Source organism: Janthinobacterium sp. PAMC25594, assembly GCF_019443505.1.
Taxonomy (GTDB): domain Bacteria; phylum Pseudomonadota; class Gammaproteobacteria; order Burkholderiales; family Burkholderiaceae_D; genus Janthinobacterium.
The window spans coordinates 2,943,869-2,964,663 of the sequence record NZ_CP080377.1; the positions used below are offsets into that span (position 1 = coordinate 2,943,869).

General features: G+C 62.4%; 21 protein-coding genes. 8 read left to right on the top strand and 13 right to left on the bottom strand.

Translation table 11 applies throughout. From position 1 onward, the window contains the following. The first annotated feature begins 57 nt into the window (after positions 1–57). From KY494_RS13210 to yacG, 5 genes are all read left to right on the top strand, one after another. Positions 58–1,254 (top strand): type II secretion system F family protein, encoded by a 1,197-nt coding sequence (locus tag KY494_RS13210; RefSeq protein ID WP_219891236.1) that lies wholly within the window; start codon positions 58–60, stop codon positions 1,252–1,254. 104 nt (positions 1,255–1,358) lie between these two features. Then, entirely contained in the window at positions 1,359–2,228 is an 870-nt protein-coding gene (locus tag KY494_RS13215; protein WP_219135119.1) for an A24 family peptidase, read from the top strand. Between the two features lie 22 nt (positions 2,229–2,250). Beyond that, positions 2,251–2,898: a dephospho-CoA kinase gene (coaE, locus tag KY494_RS13220; protein ID WP_219135118.1), complete on the top strand. Its 648-nt coding sequence runs from the start codon at positions 2,251–2,253 to the stop codon at positions 2,896–2,898. Between the two features lie 62 nt (positions 2,899–2,960). Beyond that, positions 2,961–3,716 carry a cell division protein ZapD gene (gene zapD / locus KY494_RS13225; protein ID WP_219891237.1) on the top strand — a complete coding sequence of 252 codons (756 nt, stop codon included), beginning with the start codon at positions 2,961–2,963 and terminating at the stop codon, positions 3,714–3,716. Positions 3,717–3,727: 11 nt separating this feature from the next. Beyond that, entirely contained in the window at positions 3,728–3,916 is a 189-nt protein-coding gene (gene yacG, locus KY494_RS13230) for a DNA gyrase inhibitor YacG (protein ID WP_101483945.1), read from the top strand. A gap of 13 nt (positions 3,917–3,929) precedes the next feature. Here the strand turns inward: yacG and KY494_RS13235 are convergent, their stop codons facing one another. The 5 genes from KY494_RS13235 to argJ form a co-directional block, all read right to left on the bottom strand. Beyond that, the gene (locus KY494_RS13235; RefSeq protein ID WP_219891238.1) at positions 3,930–4,352 is read right to left on the bottom strand and encodes a hypothetical protein; all 423 of its coding nucleotides are present in this window, start codon (positions 4,350–4,352) and stop codon (positions 3,930–3,932) included. 6 nt (positions 4,353–4,358) lie between these two features. Further along, positions 4,359–4,568: a DNA-binding protein gene (locus KY494_RS13240; protein WP_219891239.1), complete on the bottom strand. Its 210-nt coding sequence runs from the start codon at positions 4,566–4,568 to the stop codon at positions 4,359–4,361. 115 nt (positions 4,569–4,683) lie between these two features. Next, positions 4,684–5,106 carry an NUDIX domain-containing protein gene (locus KY494_RS13245; protein WP_219891240.1) on the bottom strand — a complete coding sequence of 141 codons (423 nt, stop codon included), beginning with the start codon at positions 5,104–5,106 and terminating at the stop codon, positions 4,684–4,686. Next, a complete protein-coding gene (locus tag KY494_RS13250) occupies positions 5,103–5,984 on the bottom strand; it encodes an ATP-binding protein (protein ID WP_219135112.1) in 882 nt (293 codons plus the stop codon). The genes KY494_RS13245 and KY494_RS13250 overlap by 4 nt, the downstream gene beginning before the upstream one ends. Continuing rightward, positions 5,981–7,219, bottom strand: a complete 1,239-nt coding sequence (gene argJ, locus KY494_RS13255; RefSeq protein WP_219891241.1) for a bifunctional glutamate N-acetyltransferase/amino-acid acetyltransferase ArgJ — start codon at positions 7,217–7,219, stop codon at positions 5,981–5,983. The genes KY494_RS13250 and argJ overlap by 4 nt, the downstream gene beginning before the upstream one ends. Positions 7,220–7,702: 483 nt before the next feature. On the opposite strand from argJ, the gene KY494_RS13260 reads away from it, so the two are divergent. Then, complete coding sequence (locus tag KY494_RS13260; protein ID WP_219891242.1) at positions 7,703–8,770, top strand: alpha/beta hydrolase; 1,068 nt, start codon at positions 7,703–7,705, stop codon at positions 8,768–8,770. 86 nt (positions 8,771–8,856) lie between these two features. On the opposite strand, the gene secA is transcribed toward KY494_RS13260, so the two are convergent. Next, a complete protein-coding gene (gene secA / locus KY494_RS13265; protein WP_219891243.1) occupies positions 8,857–11,625 on the bottom strand; it encodes a preprotein translocase subunit SecA in 2,769 nt (922 codons plus the stop codon). Positions 11,626–11,904: 279 nt separating this feature from the next. Here secA and KY494_RS13270 point away from each other — a divergent pair, with 279 nt between their 5' ends. Further along, entirely contained in the window at positions 11,905–12,414 is a 510-nt protein-coding gene (locus KY494_RS13270; RefSeq protein ID WP_219135108.1) for a DciA family protein, read from the top strand. A 109-nt stretch (positions 12,415–12,523) separates the two neighbouring features. Here the strand turns inward: KY494_RS13270 and lpxC are convergent, their stop codons facing one another. The 3 genes from lpxC to KY494_RS13285 form a co-directional block, all read right to left on the bottom strand. Further along, positions 12,524–13,459: a UDP-3-O-acyl-N-acetylglucosamine deacetylase gene (gene lpxC, locus KY494_RS13275; protein WP_219135107.1), complete on the bottom strand. Its 936-nt coding sequence runs from the start codon at positions 13,457–13,459 to the stop codon at positions 12,524–12,526. 75 nt (positions 13,460–13,534) lie between these two features. Beyond that, the gene (locus tag KY494_RS13280; protein WP_219135158.1) at positions 13,535–14,377 is read right to left on the bottom strand and encodes a DMT family transporter; all 843 of its coding nucleotides are present in this window, start codon (positions 14,375–14,377) and stop codon (positions 13,535–13,537) included. A gap of 149 nt (positions 14,378–14,526) precedes the next feature. Then, a complete protein-coding gene (locus tag KY494_RS13285; RefSeq protein WP_219891244.1) occupies positions 14,527–15,300 on the bottom strand; it encodes a helix-turn-helix transcriptional regulator in 774 nt (257 codons plus the stop codon). 104 nt (positions 15,301–15,404) lie between these two features. Here KY494_RS13285 and KY494_RS13290 point away from each other — a divergent pair, with 104 nt between their 5' ends. Continuing rightward, the gene (locus KY494_RS13290; RefSeq protein WP_219891245.1) at positions 15,405–16,172 is read left to right on the top strand and encodes a class I SAM-dependent methyltransferase; all 768 of its coding nucleotides are present in this window, start codon (positions 15,405–15,407) and stop codon (positions 16,170–16,172) included. Positions 16,173–16,228: 56 nt separating this feature from the next. Here KY494_RS13290 and KY494_RS13295 read toward each other — a convergent pair whose 3' ends face one another. The 4 genes from KY494_RS13295 to ftsA all read right to left on the bottom strand — a co-directional run bounded on the left by KY494_RS13295 (position 16,229) and on the right by ftsA (position 20,780). Continuing rightward, positions 16,229–17,236, bottom strand: a complete 1,008-nt coding sequence (locus KY494_RS13295; protein ID WP_375143357.1) for an IS110 family transposase — start codon at positions 17,234–17,236, stop codon at positions 16,229–16,231. Positions 17,237–17,494: 258 nt separating this feature from the next. Further along, the gene (locus tag KY494_RS13300; protein ID WP_058050716.1) at positions 17,495–18,001 is read right to left on the bottom strand and encodes a peroxiredoxin; all 507 of its coding nucleotides are present in this window, start codon (positions 17,999–18,001) and stop codon (positions 17,495–17,497) included. Between the two features lie 183 nt (positions 18,002–18,184). Next, the gene (ftsZ, locus tag KY494_RS13305; protein WP_219135103.1) at positions 18,185–19,393 is read right to left on the bottom strand and encodes a cell division protein FtsZ; all 1,209 of its coding nucleotides are present in this window, start codon (positions 19,391–19,393) and stop codon (positions 18,185–18,187) included. A gap of 154 nt (positions 19,394–19,547) precedes the next feature. Further along, the gene (gene ftsA, locus KY494_RS13310) at positions 19,548–20,780 is read right to left on the bottom strand and encodes a cell division protein FtsA (protein ID WP_010394955.1); all 1,233 of its coding nucleotides are present in this window, start codon (positions 20,778–20,780) and stop codon (positions 19,548–19,550) included. Positions 20,781–20,795: the final 15 nt, after the last annotated feature.

Below are 20,795 nucleotides of genomic sequence, written 5' to 3' on the forward strand. Positions count from 1 at the left end.
CGCCGGCGCCGCTGGTGCTTTTTCCTGACGCTGCTACCGTGACGGCAGGAGGTGCACATGGCGGCCGAGCGGCGCTTTGCATGGAAGGGCACGGACCGTCATGGCACGGCCGTCGATGGCATCGTGCGCGCCGCCGACGCCGGCGCGGCCACGCTCGCGCTACGACGCCAGGGCATCCTGGCCACCCGGGTGCAGGCTGTGCGCGCCGCGCCCGGCAAGGCCATCACGCGCAAGGATATCGCCCTGTTCACGCGCCAGCTGTCGACCATGATGGCGGCCGGCGTGCCGCTGCTGCACGCCTTCGACATCGCCGGCAAGGGCCACGCCAAACCCGCCGTCACCGAGCTGATGCGCGACTTGCGCCACGCCATCGAAGCGGGCAGCAGCCTGCAGCAGGCCTTCCGCCAGTTCCCGCTGCTGTTCGACGAGCTGTACTGCAAGCTGCTGGCGGCCGGCGAACAGGCGGGCATCGTGCAGGACTTGCTGGCGCGCCTGGCCACACACCAGGAAAAGGCCATCGCCCTGCGGCGGCAAGTGCACGGCGCGCTGATGTATCCGCTGGTCATCGTGCTCGTCGCCATCGCTGTCACGGCCATCATCATGAGCGTGGTCGTGCCCGCCTTCCGCCAGGTATTCGACAGCTTCGGCGCACCTTTGCCGCTGCCCACCCTGGTCGTCATGGACTTATCCGCTTTTGTTGTCCGCTACTGGCTGGCTCTGTTGGCGGCGCTCGTACTCGCTTGCCTGCTGCTGCACCTGGCCTGGCGCCGCTGGCCCGCCTTGCGGCGCAACACGCAACTGCGGGCATTGCGCCTGCCCGTCTTCGGCCCCCTCTTGCGCAAGGCGGCGATCGCCCGCTGGACGCGCACCCTGGCCGCCATGTTTGTCGCCGGCGTGCCGCTGCTCGACTCGCTCGGCCTGGTGGGCGCCGCCTCCGGCCACGCGCAGTACCAGGAAGCGACGACGCGCATCGAGCGTGAAATCCGCGCCGGCGGCAGCCTGGCCCTGGCCATGGAGCACAGCGGCATGTTTCCCCCGCTGATGACGCAACTGGCCCTGATCGGCGAGGAATCGGGCGCGCTCGACGCCATGCTGTCGCGCGCGGCCGACATCATCGAGGCCGATATCGACGCCACCGTGGCCACCCTGTCCACGCTGCTGGAACCGGCGCTGATGGTGGTGCTGGGCGTGCTGGTCGGTTCCCTCGTGATCGCCTTGTATCTGCCGATTTTCAAGCTGGGCGCCGTGATTTGACTGCACCCTGCGCAAAACATCCCCATGTGCTGGCAGATGTTTTACACTGCGGCAGTGCCAGGCAATGTTTGCGCGGCAACATCATCACCTCAGACAAATCCACCATGCTGCAAGATACCCTGCTGTTCGCCGCCCCCGGCAACCTGCCCGTCGCCCTCGTCGCAGCCCTGTTCGGCCTGATCGTCGGCAGCTTCCTCAACGTGGTGATCCACCGCGTGCCGAAAATGATGCAGCGCGAATCCGATAATTATGTGGCGGAAGAAAGCGGCCTGCCCTTGCCGCATACGGACCGCTACAACCTGATGCTGCCACACTCGAACTGTACCGCTTGCGGCCACCGCATCACGGCCATGGAGAACATCCCCGTCATCAGTTACCTGCTGCTGCGCGGCAAGTGCAGCGCCTGCAAGGCCCCCATCTCCGTGCGCTATCCGCTGGTGGAACTGCTGACGGGCGCGCTGTCGGCCCTGTTGATCTGGCACTTCGGCAGCGGCTGGACGGGCCTGGCCACGCTCGTGTTTGCCTGGCTGCTGATCGCCATGACCTTCATCGATGCCGACACGCAAATGCTGCCCGACGACCTGACCTTCCCGCTGCTGTGGGCGGGCTTGCTGGTGAATATCAACGGCACCTTCGTGCCCCTGCAAGACGCCGTCATCGGCGCGGCCGCCGGCTACCTGGCCCTGTGGGCCGTGTACTGGGCCTTCAAGCTGGCGACAGGCAAGGAGGGAATGGGCTATGGTGACTTCAAATTGCTGGCGGCGCTCGGTGCGTGGCTGGGCTGGACCATGTTGCCGACGATTATATTGTTGTCGTCGCTGGTCGGCGCCGTGGTTGGCATCGGCCTGATCGTCTTCGCCAGGCGCGGGCGCGATAAGCCGATTCCGTTCGGCCCCTACCTGGCGGCGGCGGGCCTGATCGCCCTCTTGTACCGCACGCCCCTGTCGCAGCTGACGCTGGGCCTGGCCGGCTGACCTGCCCCTTATGGATCAACACATGCAAATACAAAACGCCCCCTATTTCAGCGTGGGCCTCACCGGTGGCATCGGTTGCGGCAAGAGCACGGTGGCCGACCTGTTCGCCGCGCACGGCGCCACCATCGTCGATACCGACCAGATCGCCCACAGCCTGACGGCACCGAACGGCGCCGCCATGCCGGCCCTGGTGGCGGAATTTGGCCCCGACTACGCCGATGCGCGCGGCGCCCTCGACCGTACAAAAATGCGCAACCTGGTGTTTGCCGACGCCGCCGCCAAGGCCAGGCTGGAAGCCATACTGCACCCGCGCATCCGCCAGGCCACCCTGGCGGCCGCCGCCGAAGCGACGGGCAGCTATGTGATCTTTGCCGTGCCCCTGCTCGTCGAGTCCGGCGGATGGGTGGAAAGAGTCAACCGCGTGCTGGTCATCGATTGCCTGGAAAGCCTGCAAGTGTCGCGCGTGATGGCACGCAATGGCTTATCGGAAGAACAAGTCAAAGCCATCATGGCCACGCAAGCCACGCGCGCCATGCGCCTGGCGGCGGCGGACGATGTGATCGACAATAATGGCGATTTGGCCGCCCTGGCGCCGCAGATTGCCCAGTTGCACGATTTATATCTGGCATTTTCAAAAAGAATGGCCGGAATCGGGCCGCAACGTTTGTAATTTGTCGACGCTTGGTTCAAAATCACGGGATTGTTTGCAGGTCCTTACTTAAGGGAATTATTTTGATTGTCTACGAATACCCTTTCAACGAACGCATACGTACCTTGTTGCGGCTGGAAGACCTGTACGACAAATTCAAGTTCTTCATCCAGCAAGAGCATGCAATGCAGCATCATGTCGCCTTGGCAACTATTTTCGACATGCTCGAAGTGGCCGGCCGCGCCGACCTGAAGTCCGACCTGCTGCAGGAACTCGAGCGCCAGCGCCAGAGCCTGCTGGGTTACCGCAGCAATCCGAATGTGGAGCCGGAAACCCTGGACGCCATCCTCGGCGAACTCGACAGCGTCAGCGGCGCCCTGGTGGCGGCGCAAGGCAAGACGGGGCAGAATATCCGCGACAATGAATGGCTGATGAGCATCCGCGGCCGCACCATCATCCCGGGCGGCGCCTGCGAATTCGACTTGCCCTCGTACTTTGCCTGGCAAAAACGCAGCTGCGAGCAGCGCCTGACCGATATCCACGCCTGGTTCGCCCCGCTGGCGCCCCTGTTCGATGCGCTGGCCCTGGTCTTGCGCCTGCTGCGCGATTCCGGCGGACCCGTTAAACTGATCGCCAATGGCGGCAGCTACCAGCAAATGCTGCAAGGCAAGGTGTACCAGATGCTGCGCCTGAGCCTGGATGAAAACAGCGGTGCCATCCCGGAAATTTCCGCCAACAAATATATGCTGTGGGTACGCTTCACTACCCAGGGTGGCGACTTGAAACCCAAGCCGCTGGAAGTCGATGTTCCGTTCGAGCTCACGCTCTGTAATTTTTAACTGTAATTGCCATGACCGTCGTTAACTGCCCTACCTGTGCCGCCAAAGTCGAATGGACTGAAGCCAACAAATTCCGCCCCTTCTGCTCGGAACGCTGCAAACAGATCGACCTGGGTGCCTGGGCCGAAGAGAAATACACGATCCCCGCCGCCGATCCGTTCGAAGATCCCCTCGCGGACGAAGACAACAAACCGCAGTAAGCCGCAATCAGCCTCAATTAAACGGATTTTCCAGGCGCAGTCCCTGCGCCGCGAAACTGTCGAGCCTGCCGCTGACCACCGTCAAGCCGTAGGCGATGCCCATCGCCGCAATCTGTCCATCGACGCCGTGCGCGTGGCCGCGAGCATGCAGGCGCGCGCACACGAGCGCGCAATCGAGGTCGAATTCCAGCAGCCGCGACGCATATTCCGCCAGCACGGCTTCCAGCCAGCCTTCCAGCGCCAGTGCTTCCAGCGCCGCTTCGCGCCGCCAGCTGCGCTGTATGCCAGCGCGCAATTGCGCGATCACTTGCACCGGCACATAACGCATCTCCGGCGCCACCCGCTCGAAAAAATCCGCGACACCCGGCGGCGCGGCACCGCCCTTGCGCGCAGCAACGATCACATCCGTATCGACCAGGTAGGCGGGCATAGGCATGGCGGGTCAGGAGCGGCGCTGGAAATCCGCGTCCAGCCCCACGTCGGGCATGCTGCGCAAAATATCGTCGAGCGGACGCTTCGGCAGCGGCCGCAAGGCGTTGCGCAGGATGTCGCGGTGCTCCTCTTCGATGCTGCGCCCATGCGCGCGGGCACGCTTGTGCAGCGCGGCGATCAGCAATTCATCGGTGTCGGTAAAGGTCAGTGTCAGCGGCATGCGGAACTCCCCGGTGCTTGATGCAAGCACTGTAGCGCAAAGCGCGCGCGATACAAGGAAAGTCACAGGAAAGCTTGCGCCAGCGCGCAGCATGGCGCTGCCCGCTGGCACCAGATCAGGCCGACGCCAGCGATTCCCGGCGCACCTCATCGAGCCATTCCAGCAGGGGAATGGTGGCCGGCAGCAAGGGTTCCACGCCGACCGTGCCCTGCCAGGCGAACGCCTGCCCTTCCAGGCTTTGCGGCTCGCCCCGCCACTCGCGGCTGATATAGAAATGCAGGCGCACATGGGCATGCGGATACACATATTCGATGCCGCACCAGGCTTCGGCGCTGTCGATATACAGCCCCAGCTCCTCGACGAACTCGCGTTTCAAGGCATCCAAAATGGCTTCGCCCGGCTCGACCTTGCCGCCCGGGAATTCCCAATAACCGTCATACGGCTTGCCGGCCGGGCGCTGGCCCAGCAGCACGTCGCCATTCGATTTCATCAGGATGCCGACGGCGACGTCCACCGGTGTCACTTTCACATCGCTCATTGCGGCAACTTTCCCGCAGGTAGTTTCCCAGCATAATCGCGCGCGAATTGCCAGGCTACCCGGCCCGAACGGGAACCGCGCTGCAAGGCCCAGCGCAGGGCGTCGCCGCGCGCTGCCGCGATCTGCTCCGGCGTGCAGCCGAACGAGGCGAGCCAATGGGCCGCGATATCGAGGTAATCATCCTGCTTGAACGGGTAAAACGACAGCCACAGGCCGAAGCGCTCGGACAGCGAAATTTTCTCTTCCACCGTCTCGCCCGGATGCAGATCGCCGTCGTCGTCCGTCTTGTAGCTGGTGTTGTCCGACATCCGTTCCGGCATCAGGTGACGGCGGTTCGAGGTGGCATAGATCAGCACATTGTCCGATTGCGCGGCAATGCTGCCGTCGAGCGCCACTTTCAACGCCTTGTAGCCGCTCTCTCCCTCTTCGAACGACAGGTCGTCGCAAAAGATGATGAAGCGCTCGGAACGCGCCGCCACCAGATCGACGATGTCGGGCAGGTCGGCCAGGTCCGCTTTATCCACTTCGATCAGGCGCAGGCCCTGGCCGGCAAACTGGTTCAGGCACGCCTTGATCAACGACGACTTGCCCGTGCCGCGCGCACCCGTCAGCAGCACGTTGTTGGCCGGACGACCACTGACGAACTGACGCGTGTTCTGTTCAATTTGCGCTTTTTGCGTGCCGATATTGTGCAAGTCATCCAGCGCGATGTTCGACACGTGGGCCACGGCCTGCAAATAAGCTGCTGCGCCCTGGCGCCGGCGCCAGCGGAAGGCAAAGCTGGTCCAGTCCGGCGCGGGCGTCGCCTGCGGCAGGATCGCTTCCACGCGCGCCAGCAAGCTTTCCGCGCGCAGCAGGAATTGATCGAGACCGGTCATGAGCGGTAGTCGGCGTTGATCGACACGTAGTCATGCGACAGGTCGCACGTCCACAGGGTCGCCGTGGCATCGCCACGCGCCAGTTTCACGCGGATGGTGATTTCGCTTTGCTGCATCACGCGCTGGCCATCCTGTTCCTGGTAGTCGGGGTTGCGGCCGCCATTCTTGGCCACCCACACGTCGTCCAGGTACAAATTCAATTGACCCACGTCCAGATCGTCCACGCCCGCGTAGCCGATGGCGGCCAGGATGCGGCCCAGGTTCGGATCGGACGCGAAGAAGGCCGTTTTCACCAGCGGCGAATGGGCGATGGAATAGGCGATCTTGCGGCACTCTTCCACGTTGCGGCCGTCTTCCACGGTCACGGTCATGAACTTGGTGGCGCCTTCGCCGTCGCGCACGATGGCTTGCGCCAGGAAGGTCGACAATTCGGTGACGGCGGCCGCCAGTTCCGCATAATGCGGCGAATCGATGGAATCGATGACCAGGCTGCCGGCGCCCGTCGCCACCAGCATGAACGAGTCATTGGTGGACGTGTCGCCGTCGATGGTGATGCAGTTGAACGATTTGTCGGCCGCCTGCTTCACCAGCTGGTCCAGCACCGGTTGCGCCACGGTGGCGTCAAACGCGAGGAAACCCAGCATGGTGGCCATGTTCGGCTTGATCATGCCGGCGCCCTTGCTGATGCCCGTCAGGGTCACCGCGTGGTCGCCGATGGTGACCGTGCGCGAACCGGCTTTCGGCTGCGTGTCGGTGGTCATGATGGCTTCGGCGGCCGAGAACCAGTTGTCCGACGTGAGCGCGGCCACGGCTTGCGGCAAGCCGGCCACTAGGCGCTGCACGGGCAGCGGTTCGAGGATCACGCCGGTGGAAAACGGCAGGATTTGCTGCGGCGTGCAGCCCAGCAGTTCGGCCAGCGCGGCGCAGCTGGCCTGCGCGTCGGCCAGGCCCGATTCGCCCGTGCCCGCATTCGCGTTGCCCGTATTGACCAGCAGCGCGCGGATCGGCGCGGCACCGGCCGTCACGGCGGCCAGGTTGGCTTTCGAAATTTGCACGGGCGCGGCGCAGAAGCGGTTCAAGGTGAACACGCCGGCCACGGTGGCCGTCGGCGCCAGTTTCAATACCAGCAAATCCTTGCGGTTGGGTTTCTTGATGCCGGCTTCGGCAACACCGATTTCAATGCCGGCGACGGCTTTCAAGTCGGCGGCGACGGGCTTGGGAGAATTGACGGCCATAGGAGTTCTTCTGCGAGGGAAAATGGAAGCGCTATTGTAGCGCCTTCGCGGCGCGGGTGAACATGCGGCAAGTGAATAGTCGCGCTGGCCCCGGCCGCGCCGCAGCGGGCAGGCAGGCAGCGTGGCCAGGCTTGTGATTTATCAGAACCATGCCACCTGGCGGCGCTAAGGTATGGGAATGGACGATGGCGAGTCATGCTATCGCACCGTCCAGGGAAGGATGTCATGGCGCAGGGTCAGTCAAACCGGATGCGGCGCAGCGCTTCAGGCCTGTCGTGCCTGTTGCATCGGCTATGCCTGTTTTGCCTGCTGGGCTGGTTGACAGCCTGTACGGTGCCGCGCGGCCCGGCAGATGGCGCCAGCACCCACGTCACTGAACAAGCATCCGCAGCGCAGCCCGCGGCTGAAGTTCCACCACCTGCCGCGGCACCACGGCCATCACTGCCCAGTCCGTGGAGCGGCGCATGGTCGGGCACGGGCGGCTTGGCGGGCAGCCTCGGCAATCTGGTCGGCAGCACCGGCAGCGGCGGCACGCTGACGTCCGGCAACGAGATCGCGCCAGCCGGCGCCACGCACGTCACCGTGTATTACGCCACCGACAGGCAATACCAGGCCAGCAGCCACAATTATGGCTGGCAGCCCAACCGCGCGGCGCCCTACCTCAGCTATGGCAGCGTCGTGGTCAGCATCCCGGAGAAAAGAGCGCCGGGAGAACTGCCATTGCCACCCTGGTACGCCATCCTGTCCGGCGACAATGCGCAAAAATATGTGCTGATCAAGGAAACCACGCGCCTGTCGCGCGCGGGTTTTCTCGCCACCGCCAAGGCCAGGATACAGGCCGCCCCGGAACGGCACGCCGCCTTCATCTACATCCATGGCTACAGCAACTCGTTTGACGACGCCGCCCGGCGCACGGCGCAGATGGCGGTCGACCTCGATATCGGCGCCCTGCCCGTGTTCTACAGCTGGCCGTCGAAAGGTACCCTGGCCGGCTATGAGTTCGATGAAAATTCCGCCGAATGGACGCAGGCGCACCTGCAGGCCTTCCTGGCCGACTTCGCGGACCATTCTTCCGCCACCGATATCTACATCATCGCCCACAGCATGGGCAACCGCCCGATGACCGTGGCCCTGGCCAACCTGCTGGAAAAGCGCCCCGAGCTGCGGCCCCTGTTCAAGCAGGTGGTGCTGGCGGCGCCGGACATCAATGCCGATATCTTCCGCGAGCAGATCGCTCCCCGTTTTGCCAGCCTCAAGCTTCCCGCCACCCTGTATGCGTCCGCGAACGACAAGGCCATCCGCGCTTCCTACAGTTTTTCCGACTGGGACAGGATAGGCGACATCCGTGGCCCCGTCGTCGGCATCCCCGGCATGGAACTCGTCGATGCCTCGGCCGTCATCATGAACTTCATGGGACACGATTACTTCGCCAGCAACCGCGTCCTGCTGACCGATATCGCCACCATGATCAAGACGGGGCAACGGGCAAGGAACCGCGGCGGATTGAAAGGCATTCCCTCGCAGGCGCCGCAATACTGGGCATTTCCCTGAACACATGAACACGCAACTCATGCCATCGCGGACATAAAAAAACGGAGACCGCGGTCTCCGTTCTTGTTCAGGCAGTCAAGCAGGCTTTAGGCCAGCTTGCCGTGGCAAGCCTTGTACTTCTTGCCGCTGCCGCAAGGGCATGGGTCGTTGCGGCCCACTTTGACACCCATGCTCACGCTCATGTCGTCGACGTTGTCCGTGTTGCCGCCGGCGACAGGCGCCAGCAGTTCTTCCGGCGCCGCGTTCGGGTCGAATTCGGCGTGCTGGTAGTGCACGTTTTCCACGTGCGACTGCTGCATCGCCTGTTCGGCCGCATCGACTTCTTCGCGCGACTGGATACGCACCGTCATCACGTGTTTCGTGACGTCGTTCTTGATCATGTCGAGCATCTGGCCAAACAGTTCAAACGCTTCGCGCTTGTATTCCTGTTTCGGGTTCTTCTGCGCATAACCGCGCAGGTGAATACCCTGGCGCAGGTGATCGAGCGCCGCCAGGTGTTCGCGCCAGTGGCTGTCCACGCTTTGCAGCATGACGTTGCGCTCGAAGCCATTAAACGATTCCTTGCCGACGATATCGATCTTCGACTGGTACACGGCATCGGCCGCGAGCAGCACTTTTTCCAGGATCTCTTCGTCCGTCAGGGTCGAATCGGCTTCCAGCATTTGCTGCAGCGGCAAGTCGAGCTGCCATTCGCTGGACAGGGTATTTTCCAGGCCCTTGATATCCCACTGCTCTTCGACCGATTCGTGCGGCACGTACTCGTGCACCAGGTCGGTGAACACGCCATGGCGCAGCGAGCCGATCATGTCCGAAATGTCTGTCGTTTCCAGCAACTCGTTACGCTGCTGATAGATGACTTTACGCTGGTCGTTGGCGACGTCATCGTATTCCAGCAATTGCTTGCGGATGTCGAAGTTGCGCGCTTCGACCTTGCGCTGGGCCGATTCGATCGAACGCGAGACGATGCCTGCCTCGATCGGTTCGCCTTCCGGCATTTTCAGACGGTCCATCACGGCGCGCACGCGGTCGCCGGCGAAGATGCGCAGCAGCGCATCGTCGAGCGACAGGTAGAAGCGCGACGAACCCGGATCGCCCTGGCGACCGGCACGGCCACGCAACTGATTGTCGACGCGGCGCGATTCGTGGCGTTCGGTGCCGATGATGTGCAAACCGCCCGCATTGACCACGTGGTCATGCAGCGACTGCCATTCATCGCGCAAGGTCTGCGACTGGGCGGCCTTGTCGGCGTCGCTCAGCTCAGGATTGGCTTCGATGAACTTGATCTGGTTTTCGACGTTACCGCCCAAGACGATGTCCGTACCGCGACCGGCCATATTGGTGGCGATGGTGATGGCTTTCGGACGGCCTGCCTGGGCGATGATTTCCGCTTCGCGCGCATGCTGCTTCGCGTTCAGCACGTTGTGCGGCAAACCGGCCTTGGTCAGGATGCCCGACAGCAATTCCGAGTTCTCGATCGAGGTCGTACCGACCAGCACGGGCTGGCCGCGCTCGTAGCAGTCGCGGATGTCGTTCAACATCGCGTTGTATTTTTCCGCCGACGATTTGTAGACCTGATCCTGGCGATCCTTGCGCTGCAACGGACGGTTTTGCGGGATCACGACCGTTTCCAGGCCGTAGATTTCCTGGAACTCGTATGCTTCGGTATCGGCCGTACCCGTCATGCCGGCCAGCTTGGCGTACATGCGGAAGTAGTTCTGGAAGGTGATCGAGGCCAGGGTCTGGTTCTCGTTCTGGATTTTGACGCCTTCCTTCGCTTCGACGGCCTGGTGCAAGCCATCGGACCAGCGGCGGCCCGTCATCAGACGGCCCGTGAATTCATCGACGATGACGACTTCACTGTTCTGCACCACGTAGTGCTGATCCTTGAAGTACAGCGCATGCGCGCGCAGGGCCGCATACAGGTGATGCACGAGGCTGATATTGGCCGAATCGTACAGCGAAGCGCCTTCCGGCAGCAGGCCCATTTCCATCAGGATGCGCTCGGCCTTTTCGTGGCCCGCTTCCGTCAGCAGCACCTGGTGCGCCTTTTCATCCTTGGTGTAGTCGCCCGGCACGTCAACCTTGCCCTTGCCGTCCGGCGTTTCTTCGCCGATCTGCAAAGTCAACAGCGCAGGCACTTCATTGATCTTGTAATACAGGTCCGTGTGGTTCTCGGCCTGGCCCGAAATGATCAACGGCGTACGCGCTTCATCGATCAGGATCGAATCGACTTCATCGACGATGCCGAAGTTCAGGCTGCGCTGCACGCGCTCGCGCGCTTCGTAGACCATGTTGTCGCGCAAGAAGTCGAAACCGAATTCGTTATTCGTGCCATACGTGATGTCGGAGTTGTACGCCTGCTGCTTGGCGCTGTGCTCCATCTGCGACATGTTCACGCCAGTCGACAGGCCCAGCCATGCATACAGGCGGCCCATGGTCTCGGCATCGCGCTGCGCCAGGTAATCATTGACGGTGACGATATGCACGCCCTTGCCCGACAAGGCATTCAGATAGGCTGGCAAGGTGGCCATCAGGGTCTTGCCCTCGCCCGTGCCCATCTCCGCGATCTTACCGAAATGCAAGACCATGCCGCCGATCATCTGCACATCGAAATGGCGCATGCGCAGGACGCGCTTGCTGGCCTCGCGGCAGACGGCAAATGCTTCCGGCAACAAGGCATCGAGCGCTTCGCCAGCGGCGATGCGTTCCTTGAAGGCAGGCGTCTTCGCTTGCAGCTCGGCATCCGACAGCTTTTCGATGGCCGGCTCGAGCGCATTGATCTCGCGTACCGTTTTTTGGTATTGCTTGAGCAGCCGCTGGTTGCGGCTACCGAAAATCTGGGTCAGTAATGACATGCTTGAATTCTTGAAAAAACGCCGTTAAAAAAAGCTCGGTAGGTGACAACGAGGTAACAATCGCGTGACCGCACGGAGTTCGACTATGGCAAAAGACGATGATTTTATCATGCGTTCCCGCCAAGGTTGGGCTAATGCACCATATAACAATAGCTTAATGACAAACAAATGGCAGAAAGTGCGGACATTTTCCATACTGTAAGGCAATACGACCTGCCCGCCTGCGCCGCACCCGCCGCCGCACTCGTCATGCGCGGGCGAGTGTGCTATGTTTCGGCCATGCGAACTCCCACTTATTCTCCGGCACCGCGCCGCGGCTACGGCTTTGCCCGCTCAGGCCCGGCCGCGACGGGCGCGACCGATTTTCTGCGCGGCAATGCGACGATGGCATCCCTGATGCCCACCGTCACGCGCCTGGCCGCCCTGCAAAAAGATTGCGCCAAAGCCTTGCCGGCGATGTTCGAGCATTGCGACATCCTGCAATTCGAGGGCGGCCAGCTGGTGCTGGCCACGCCGAACGCGGCGCTGGCGGCCAAGCTCAAGCAGCAATTACCGAAACTGCAAGGGGAGCTGGAAAGAAAGGGCTGGCAAATTTCAGGCATCAAGCTGAAAGTGCAGGTCATCAAGAGCATCGCGCCCATCGTGCATACGCGGGCGCTGGTCTTGCCGGAAAAAGCCATGTCGGCGCTGGAAGAGCTGAGCACGGCCCTGCCCGCGTCGAAGCAGAACGAGCAATTGATCGCGGCGCTGCGCAACATGGTCCGCCACCACCGCGAACCTAAAGATTAGCAACGCCAGGCGGCAGCACGTAGGTCGGATTAGGCCCTTCGGGCCGTAATCCGACAACATTGTTGGCGCCTGCGGGGTTGCCGGATTACGGCCTGCGGCCTAATCCGACCTACGTCAACGACCACTCGCGCTCCATTTGACGGAGATACGACTGCGGCGCCGCCTCGTTGGTATCGAACGAGACGATTTCATACGCATCCGGCTGATCCAGCAGCGCCAGCAGCAGCTGGTTGTTCAGTGCGTGGCCCGATTTGTGCGCCGTGTAATACGCGAGCAAGGGGTGGCCCACCAGGTACAGGTCGCCGATGGCGTCGAGGATCTTGTGGCGCACGAACTCGTCTTCATAGCGCAGGCCATCGGCATTCAAGATGCGGTATTCATCCATGACGATGGCGTTTTCCAGCGAACCGCCACGCGCCAGGCCCATGCCGCGCAAGCTTTCCACGTCCTGCATGAAACCAAAGGTGCGCGCGCGCGCCACGTCGTGCACATACGACACGTCGCCGAAGTCGACGGAGGCGCGCTGCATCGTGCCGTCGACGGCAGGATGGTTGAATTCGATGAAGAAATCGAGCTTGAAGCCGTCGTACGGCGACAGGCGCGCCCATTTCTCCGCGTCACCCTTGCCGTGACGCACTTCCACAGGCTTGATGACCTTGATGAATTTCTTCGGCGCCTGCTGCTCTTCCACGCCAGCCTGCTGCAGCAGATAGACGAAGGACGAGGCGGACCCATCCATGATGGGAATTTCTTCCGCATTCACGTCGATAACCATATTGTCCACGCCCAGGCCGGCCGCGGCCGACATCAGATGTTCCACGGTAGACACCCTGGCGCCATCCTTGATCAGCACGGAAGCCATGCGCGTATCGCCCACGGCCATGGCGCTGGCGGGAAATTCCACGATGGGATCGAGGTCGATGCGGCGAAACACGATGCCCGTGTCGATCGCGGCGGGACGCAAGGTCAGCTCGACCTTGGTGCCAGAGTGCAAACCGACACCGATGGTGCGGACCTGTTGTTTGATAGTGCGTTGTTTTAACATCTGTCGATTATATCTATTTGCTCAATGTTCGTTGCGGCGCGGCATGAGCCACGCCAGAAAAACCACATCCGGCCGTCATGGATGTTCGCTCTCGGCGTGCACGGCTTCGCGCCGCACCAGGTAAATGCCGCTGCCGATGATGATGGCCGCGCCGATCAGGGTGTATTCGTCGGGCAAGGCGCGCCACAGCAGCCAGTCCAGGGCCATGCCCCAGGCCAGGGCCGAGTATTCGAACGGCGCCACGCTGGACGCCTTGCCAAAGCGAAATGCCTCCGTGATGGCCAGCTGGCCCAGGAAGCCGCTGACGGACAAGCCCGCCAACAGCCACCAGTCTTCGCGGCGGATGCTCACCCACTCATGCGCCGACAGGGCCACGCCGCCGATGGCCATCATCACCATCAGCCAGAAGACCATGCTTTCGCTGGCGTCCGTGCGGCTCAGGATGCGTCCCGTGACGGCCGAAATGGCGTAGCAGGCGGCCGAACCCAGCACGGCCAGGCCGGCCAGCGAAAAGAATCCCGAGCCGTCCGGACGCAGCGCCACCAGCACCCCCAGCAGCCCCACGGCGATGGCGCACCAGCGCGCGACATCGACTTTTTCCTTCAGAATAAAAACCGACAGGACCGTGATCAGCAAGGGCGCGACGAAGAACAGCGCATACGTCTCGGCCAGCGACATGCGCTTCAAGCCATAGGCGAACAAGGTGATCATCAGCACGCCCAGCGCGCCGCGCAGCAAGTGCAGCGGCCAGCGCACCTTCAGCACGTTCTTGAAAGCGCCGCGATACAGCAGGTACAGGCACACGAGCGGCAAGGACGACAGGGCACGCAAGGCCGTCACCTGCATGGGCGGATAATGGGCGGACAACAGCTTCATGGCTGTGTCCATCAGGGAAAACATGGCGACGGCGATCAGCATCACATAGATGCTGCGCAGGTTTTGGTTGCGGGGTAACAGGACAGACTCCGGGCAAAAGAACGGGACCGTCATCATGGCGACGGCCGGAGCCAGGACCGGTTGGCAAGGCCACACCGTCAGCCCGATTATAGCAAGCGCGACCGTTTACCTTATGACACCGGCAACAGCATCACCAGTTTCAAGTCGTGCTGGCGTGCCAGGTGCAAGGTCACCTGATTGAACTCCAGCAGCCCCTGCTGTGCATGCTGGAAGCGGCGCAATCCCCCATCGCGGCCCTGCACCTGCTGCGCGCCCCACCACTGGCGAAATTCAAGGCTGGCGCCGGCCAGTTCCGCGATCAGGCCGGCCAGCGGCGCCTGGTCCGCCTGGCGGCCGATATCGGCGCGGAATTCCGCGACCAGCCGCTGCGCCCGTTCGGGCCAGCCGACGACCAGCTCGCGCGCCCCCGCATCCAGGAACATGAAGCGCAGCTGGTTCGGCGCGTCCCCGTCGCCATGCAGCCAGCCCGTGAACAAGCTGGACGCGGCTCCGTTCCACGCCACGGCATTCCATTCGCGGTCGAGGATGTACGCGGGCGCGTCGATGGCGGCGACGATGGCTGCCAGCTCGGCGCTAGCGGGTCCTCCGCCCTCGCCTGTGCCGTGGCTGGGGTCATGCTTGTCGGCCACCTCGAACAGATAGGCGCGCTCGGCCGCGCTCAGCCGCAGCACCTGCGCCAGGCGAGAAAGCATCTTGGCCGACGCCGACACGGGCCGCCCCTGCTCCAGCCACGTCAGCCAGGTGGGGCTGACATCGCACAGCTGCGCCAGCTCTTCGCGCCGCAAGCCTGGCGTGCGGCGGCGCCCACCTCCAGGCAAGCCGGCCATGGCGGGAGTGACGGCTTCGCGCCGGGCGCGAATGAATTCAGCGAGTTTGCTCGACATGACAGGGATGCATGGTAGTAAATATACCAGTATAAGTTATGGTCTTGTTACAGGATAATTTTATCCCTATTCTGCAGGAACTCACCCATCAACAGGAGAAAACCATGCAACAGCACGATGTCGTTACCGAACAGTTTGGCAAGACGGCGAATGCCTACCTGAGCAGCGCGATCCACGCGCAAGGGGCCGACCTGGTGCTGATGCAGGAGTGCGCGCGCCGCCACAGCAAGCCGGTGGTACTCGACCTGGGCTGCGGCGCCGGCCACGCCAGCTTCGCCGTCGCTCCCGTGGCCGCATCCGTCGTCGCCTACGACCTGGCGCAACCGATGCTCGACGTGGTCGACTGCGCCAGGGTGCAGCGCGGCTTGCACAACATCCGCACGCAACAGGGCGATGTGGCCCGGTTACCGTTTGCCGACGCCAGCTTCGACATGGTCGTCACGCGCTTTTCCGCGCACCACTGGAACGACGTGGCCGCCGCCCTGGCGGAAGCCTGGCGCGTGCTGCGCCCGAACGGCACGTTATTAGTGGTCGATATCGTCGCGCCCAAGACGGCCCTGTACGACAGCACCCTGCAGGCGGTGGAAATGCTGCGCGACGCGTCGCACGTGCGCGATTACCGCAGCTGCGAGTGGGGCGCCAAATTCAATAACGCGGGCTTTACGCACAGTTTGCGCAGCGTGTGGAAGCTGACGATGCAGTTCGACGAGTGGGTGGCGCGCATGCGCACGCCAGGCGAGAGAGTGGCGGCCATCCGCAACCTGTTCGATGGCGCGCCCGAGGAAGCACGCAGATATTTTGCGCTGCAGGACGATTATTCGTTCAGCATCGATGCGGCCATGTTCGAGGCGACCAAGCCGCAGGTACAGTAAATGTGAAAACGGCGCCGATGGCGCCGTTTTTTATTGCGTAGATACTGTTATCCCCGTCAAGCGGCATGCAAGGCCGGATCAAATATTTTTCCCGACCTGAGCACACCAAATGCCACATGCACCAGCTTGCGCATCATGGCGCCGATGATCAGCTTGGGCGCCTTGCCGGCGTCACGCAGGCGCTGACCGAAGCGCTTGCCCCAAGGCGTCTTATGGACTGCCACCATGGCCGGCATGTACAGTGCCTTGCGCAGGAAGCTGTGGCCAACCTTCGACATGCGTGGCTTGCCACGCACGCTGGAACCCGACTCGTGCTGGCGCGGGTCGAGTCCCGCAAACGCTACCGCCTGCTTGGCGCTGTCGAAGCGGTCCGGATTGGCGTAGTAGGACAGCAGTACCGGAATCGTCCGCTCGCCCAGGCCAGGGATGCTATCGAGCAGTTCGCGCTTGTCGCGTAAATCCGGGTCGTCATCGATATGGCGGCGGATCGCCAGGATCAGCGCCTTGATCTCGGCGTCGAGCCAGGCAATATGATCCGCGATACCCTGGCGTACCGCCGCGCGCGCGACTTCAAGCCGGTTGCTTTCCTGCAGGCGCATCGCCTGCAGGGCATCCAGGCGCAGCACCAACGCGCGCAGCGATTGCTCGGCGGGCGATGGCGCCAGCCAGGGCTCTGGCTGGCGTTCGTGGGCGAAGTCGGCGATCAGTTGTGCGTCGACCTTGTCGGTCTTGGTGCGCACCAGGCGCGAAGCGCCGAAGGCCTTGATCTGGGCCGGATTGATGACACTGACCACCATGCCAAGTCCAGCGAGATATTCGGCCACCCCTTCCCAATAGGTGCCAGTCGCTTCCATGCACACCCTGGGGTTGCCGGCAGCGTGCTTCAGCAGCCATGCGTTGAGTGCAGTGAATCCTGTGTGGTTGTTCTCGACAACCTTGTTACGATGCTTGCCGTTGGGTAGGCGCAGCGCGCAGTCGAGCTTGGCCTTGGCAACGTCGATTCCTAAATTAAACATGCTGTGTTCCTCTTGCGATCTACCTTGCAAATGCGGGCTAACCGGCATGCCGGTGCCAAAGATACTGTCCGATCTTGACATGGAGGATGGGTAACTGGTGCGAGATCTACGGAGCTGGCTCGGGGCCTGAGGCCGGATACGGCATCCAGTTACCCGGTCTTGATATGCCTACCAAGATTTTGACAGCGGTCGATGCCGTTCGCAATACCACGAACGGCATGAGGGGAATAATACAAGGTTGGATTAGCGCGCAGCGCGTAATCCAACAATGCCAGAGCAAACGTGATGCCAATTCCGCACGTCGGCTTACGCCAGCTGGCCCAGCAAGGTCTCGGCATTCGACACTTCAAACTTGCCGCCCTGCTCGACGTTCAATTGCGTCACGACGCCATTGTCGACCAGCATCGAGTAGCGCTGCGAGCGCGTGCCCATGCCGTGCTTGGAAAAGTCGGCGTCCAGGCCCAGGGCCTTGCTGTAGGCGGCATTGCCGTCAGCCATCATGCGTACCACGCCCGTGGCTTTCTGGTCGCGGCCCCAGGCACCCATCACGAACGCGTCGTTGACGGAGATGCACCAGATTTCATCGACGCCTTTGGCTTTCAGGTCGGCAGCGTGCTGCACATAGCCTGGCACGTGCTGTGCGGAGCAGGTCGGAGTGTACGCGCCTGGCAGGCCGAAGATGGCGATCTTCTTGCCCTTGACCAGGTCTTGCACGTTGAACGTGTTCGGGCCCAGTGCGCAACCTTCGGTTTCGCTTTCGATGAATTCGGCCAGGGTGCCTTCTGGCAGGGTGTCGCCGATCTTGATGGTCATATTGACTCCTTGTGTACTGTCGGTTGAGGATGCTGCCGGCATGATGCCGACACTGCGCGATAGTATGCCTGACTTGCCGTATTTGTGCAGAAAGTGGCCGGAAAGGCAAAGGAAAAAGTCAAAAAACGGCAAAAAAAACGGCGACCCTCAGGCCGCCGTTATCCTTGCTTGCATCAAACCACCTTAATCAGCCTGTTTACGCAGGAAGGCAGGAATGTCATACGTTTCCATGCCATTCTTTTCCATCGCGCGCACTTGCTCGGAAGCCGATTCGCGGCGCCATACCGCCGGCGCCTTCATGCCGTCGAAACCGGCTGCCGGCGTGGCCACGCCAACCGTCGTCGTCGCCGCTTGCGCGCTACCCATGGCAGCCGACGGGGTCAGCGGGCTGTTGTGGGTGCCGGTGCGCAGCACTTGCTGCGGTACCAGCTGGATGTTTTTCTTGGCACGGCCCAGGCCCGTGGCCACCACGGTGACGCGGATGTCGTCGCCCATGGCGTCGTCGTAGGCGATACCTTGCGCGATCGACGCGTCCGGCGCGGCAAACGCGCGCACGGCAGCCATGACTTCCTTGATCTCTTTACCTTTCAAGCCACGGCTGGCCGTGACGTTGACCAGCACGCCGCGCGCGCCAGAGAGATCAATGCCGTCCAGCAGCGGCGAAGCGACAGCCTGTTCGGCGGCGATGCGCGCGCGGTCGACGCCGGAAGCGGTCGCCGTACCCATCATGGCCTTGCCCTGCTCGCCCATGATGGTTTTCACGTCATTGAAGTCGACGTTGATGTGGCCCGGCACGTTGATGATCTCGGCAATGCCGGCCACCGCGTTGTTGAGCACATCATCGGCGTGCTGCATCCATTCCAGCATGCTTTCGTCCTCGTAGATCTCTTCCAGTTTTTCATTGAGGATGATGATCAGCGAATCGACGTGCAGCGACAGCTGCTCCAGGCCTTCGTCGGCGATGTCCATGCACTTCTGGCCTTCGTACGAGAAGGGCTTCGATACCACGGCGACCGTCAGCGCGCCCAGTTCCTTGGCCACTTCGGCCACGATAGGCGCCGCGCCCGTGCCCGTGCCGCCGCCCATGCCGGCAGCGATGAAGACCATGTGCGCGCCGCGCAGCGCGTCGGCGATGCGCGCGCGCGATTCTTCGGCCAGCTGGCGGCCGACGGCAGGCTTCATGCCGGCGCCCAGGCCGGTATCGCCGATCTGGATGATGTTGTGCGCCTTCGATGTCGACAGGGCCTGTGCGTCGGTGTTGGCGGCAATGAACTCCACACCCGACATGCCTTTGTTGATCATGTGTTGGACTGCATTGCCACCCGCACCGCCGACGCCGACGACCTTGATGACGGTACCTATAGCTGTGTTATCGACCATATCGAACTCCATGATGTGCTCCTATCAGATGCGGTTTCCAAGCGCCAGGCCTCATATTGGTAGGAGAACTGGAGATTGAAAACTGCGGTTAAATATAAAATAAAGTTATGTGTGTGTACCTGCGATGCTGCCAAAAAACCTGTGCTGCCGGGCTTGAAGTACGCCCTTAAAAATTGCCCAAAAACCATTCCTTCATGCGCTGCCAGACTGCCTTCACCGAGCCGTCCTGACGCGTCACAATGTGGCCGCGCAGGTATTGCTTCTTCGCTTCCAGCAGCAGGCCCAATACCGTGGCATAGCGCGGACTGCGCACCACGTCGGCCAGCTGGCCCCGATACTCGGGCGTGCCCAGGCGCGCCGGTTTCAGGAAAATATCTTCCGCCATTTCCACCATGCCGGGCATGATGGAAGTGCCGCCCGTGAGCACGATGCCCGACGACAGCACGCCTTCATAACCGGATTCGCGCACCACCTGGTGCACCATCGCGAACAGCTCCTCGACGCGCGGCTCGATCACTGCCGCCAGCGCCTGGCGCGACAGGTTGCGCGGGCCGCGGTCGCCCAGGCCAGGCACTTCCAGCGATTCGCCAGGGTCGGCCAGGACCTGCTTGGCCACGCCATAGCGGATCTTGATTTCTTCCGCTTCCGCGGTCGGGGTACGCAAGGCCATGGCGATGTCGTTGGTGATCTGGTCGCCGGCGATGGGAATGACTGCCGTATGGCGGATCGCGCCATCGGAGAATACCGCCACATCGGTCGTGCCGCCGCCGATGTCGATCAGCACCACGCCCAGTTCCTTCTCGTCGGGCGTGAGCACCGCATCGGCCGACGCCATCGGCTGCAGGATCAGGTCCGACACTTCCAGGCCGCAGCGGCGCACGCACTTGACGATGTTCTGCACCGCCGACACGGCTCCGGTGACGATATGCACCTTTACTTCCAGGCGGATGCCGCTCATGCCGATAGGCTCGCGCACATCTTCCTGGCTGTCGACGATGAACTCTTGCGGCACCGTGTGCAGCAATTGCTGATCGGTCGGAATGTTAACCGCTTTTGCCGTCTCGATGACGCGCGCCACGTCGGTCGCCGTCACTTCCTTGTCCTTGATGGCCACCATGCCGCTGGAATTGAAGCTGCGGATATGGCTGCCCGCAATGCCCGCGTACACATTGCGGATCTTGCAGTCAGCCATCAGCTCGGCCTCTTCCAGCGCGCGCTGGATGGATTCCACCGTGGCCTCGATATTGACCACCACGCCCTTTTTCAGGCCCTTCGATTCGTGCTGGCCCAGCCCGATCACTTCGTGGCGTCCGTCGGACATCACTTCGGCTACCACCGCCACCACTTTCGAGGTGCCGATGTCGAGGCCGACGATCAGGTTTTTCGCGTCTTTTGTCATTTCTGTCGCCTACTG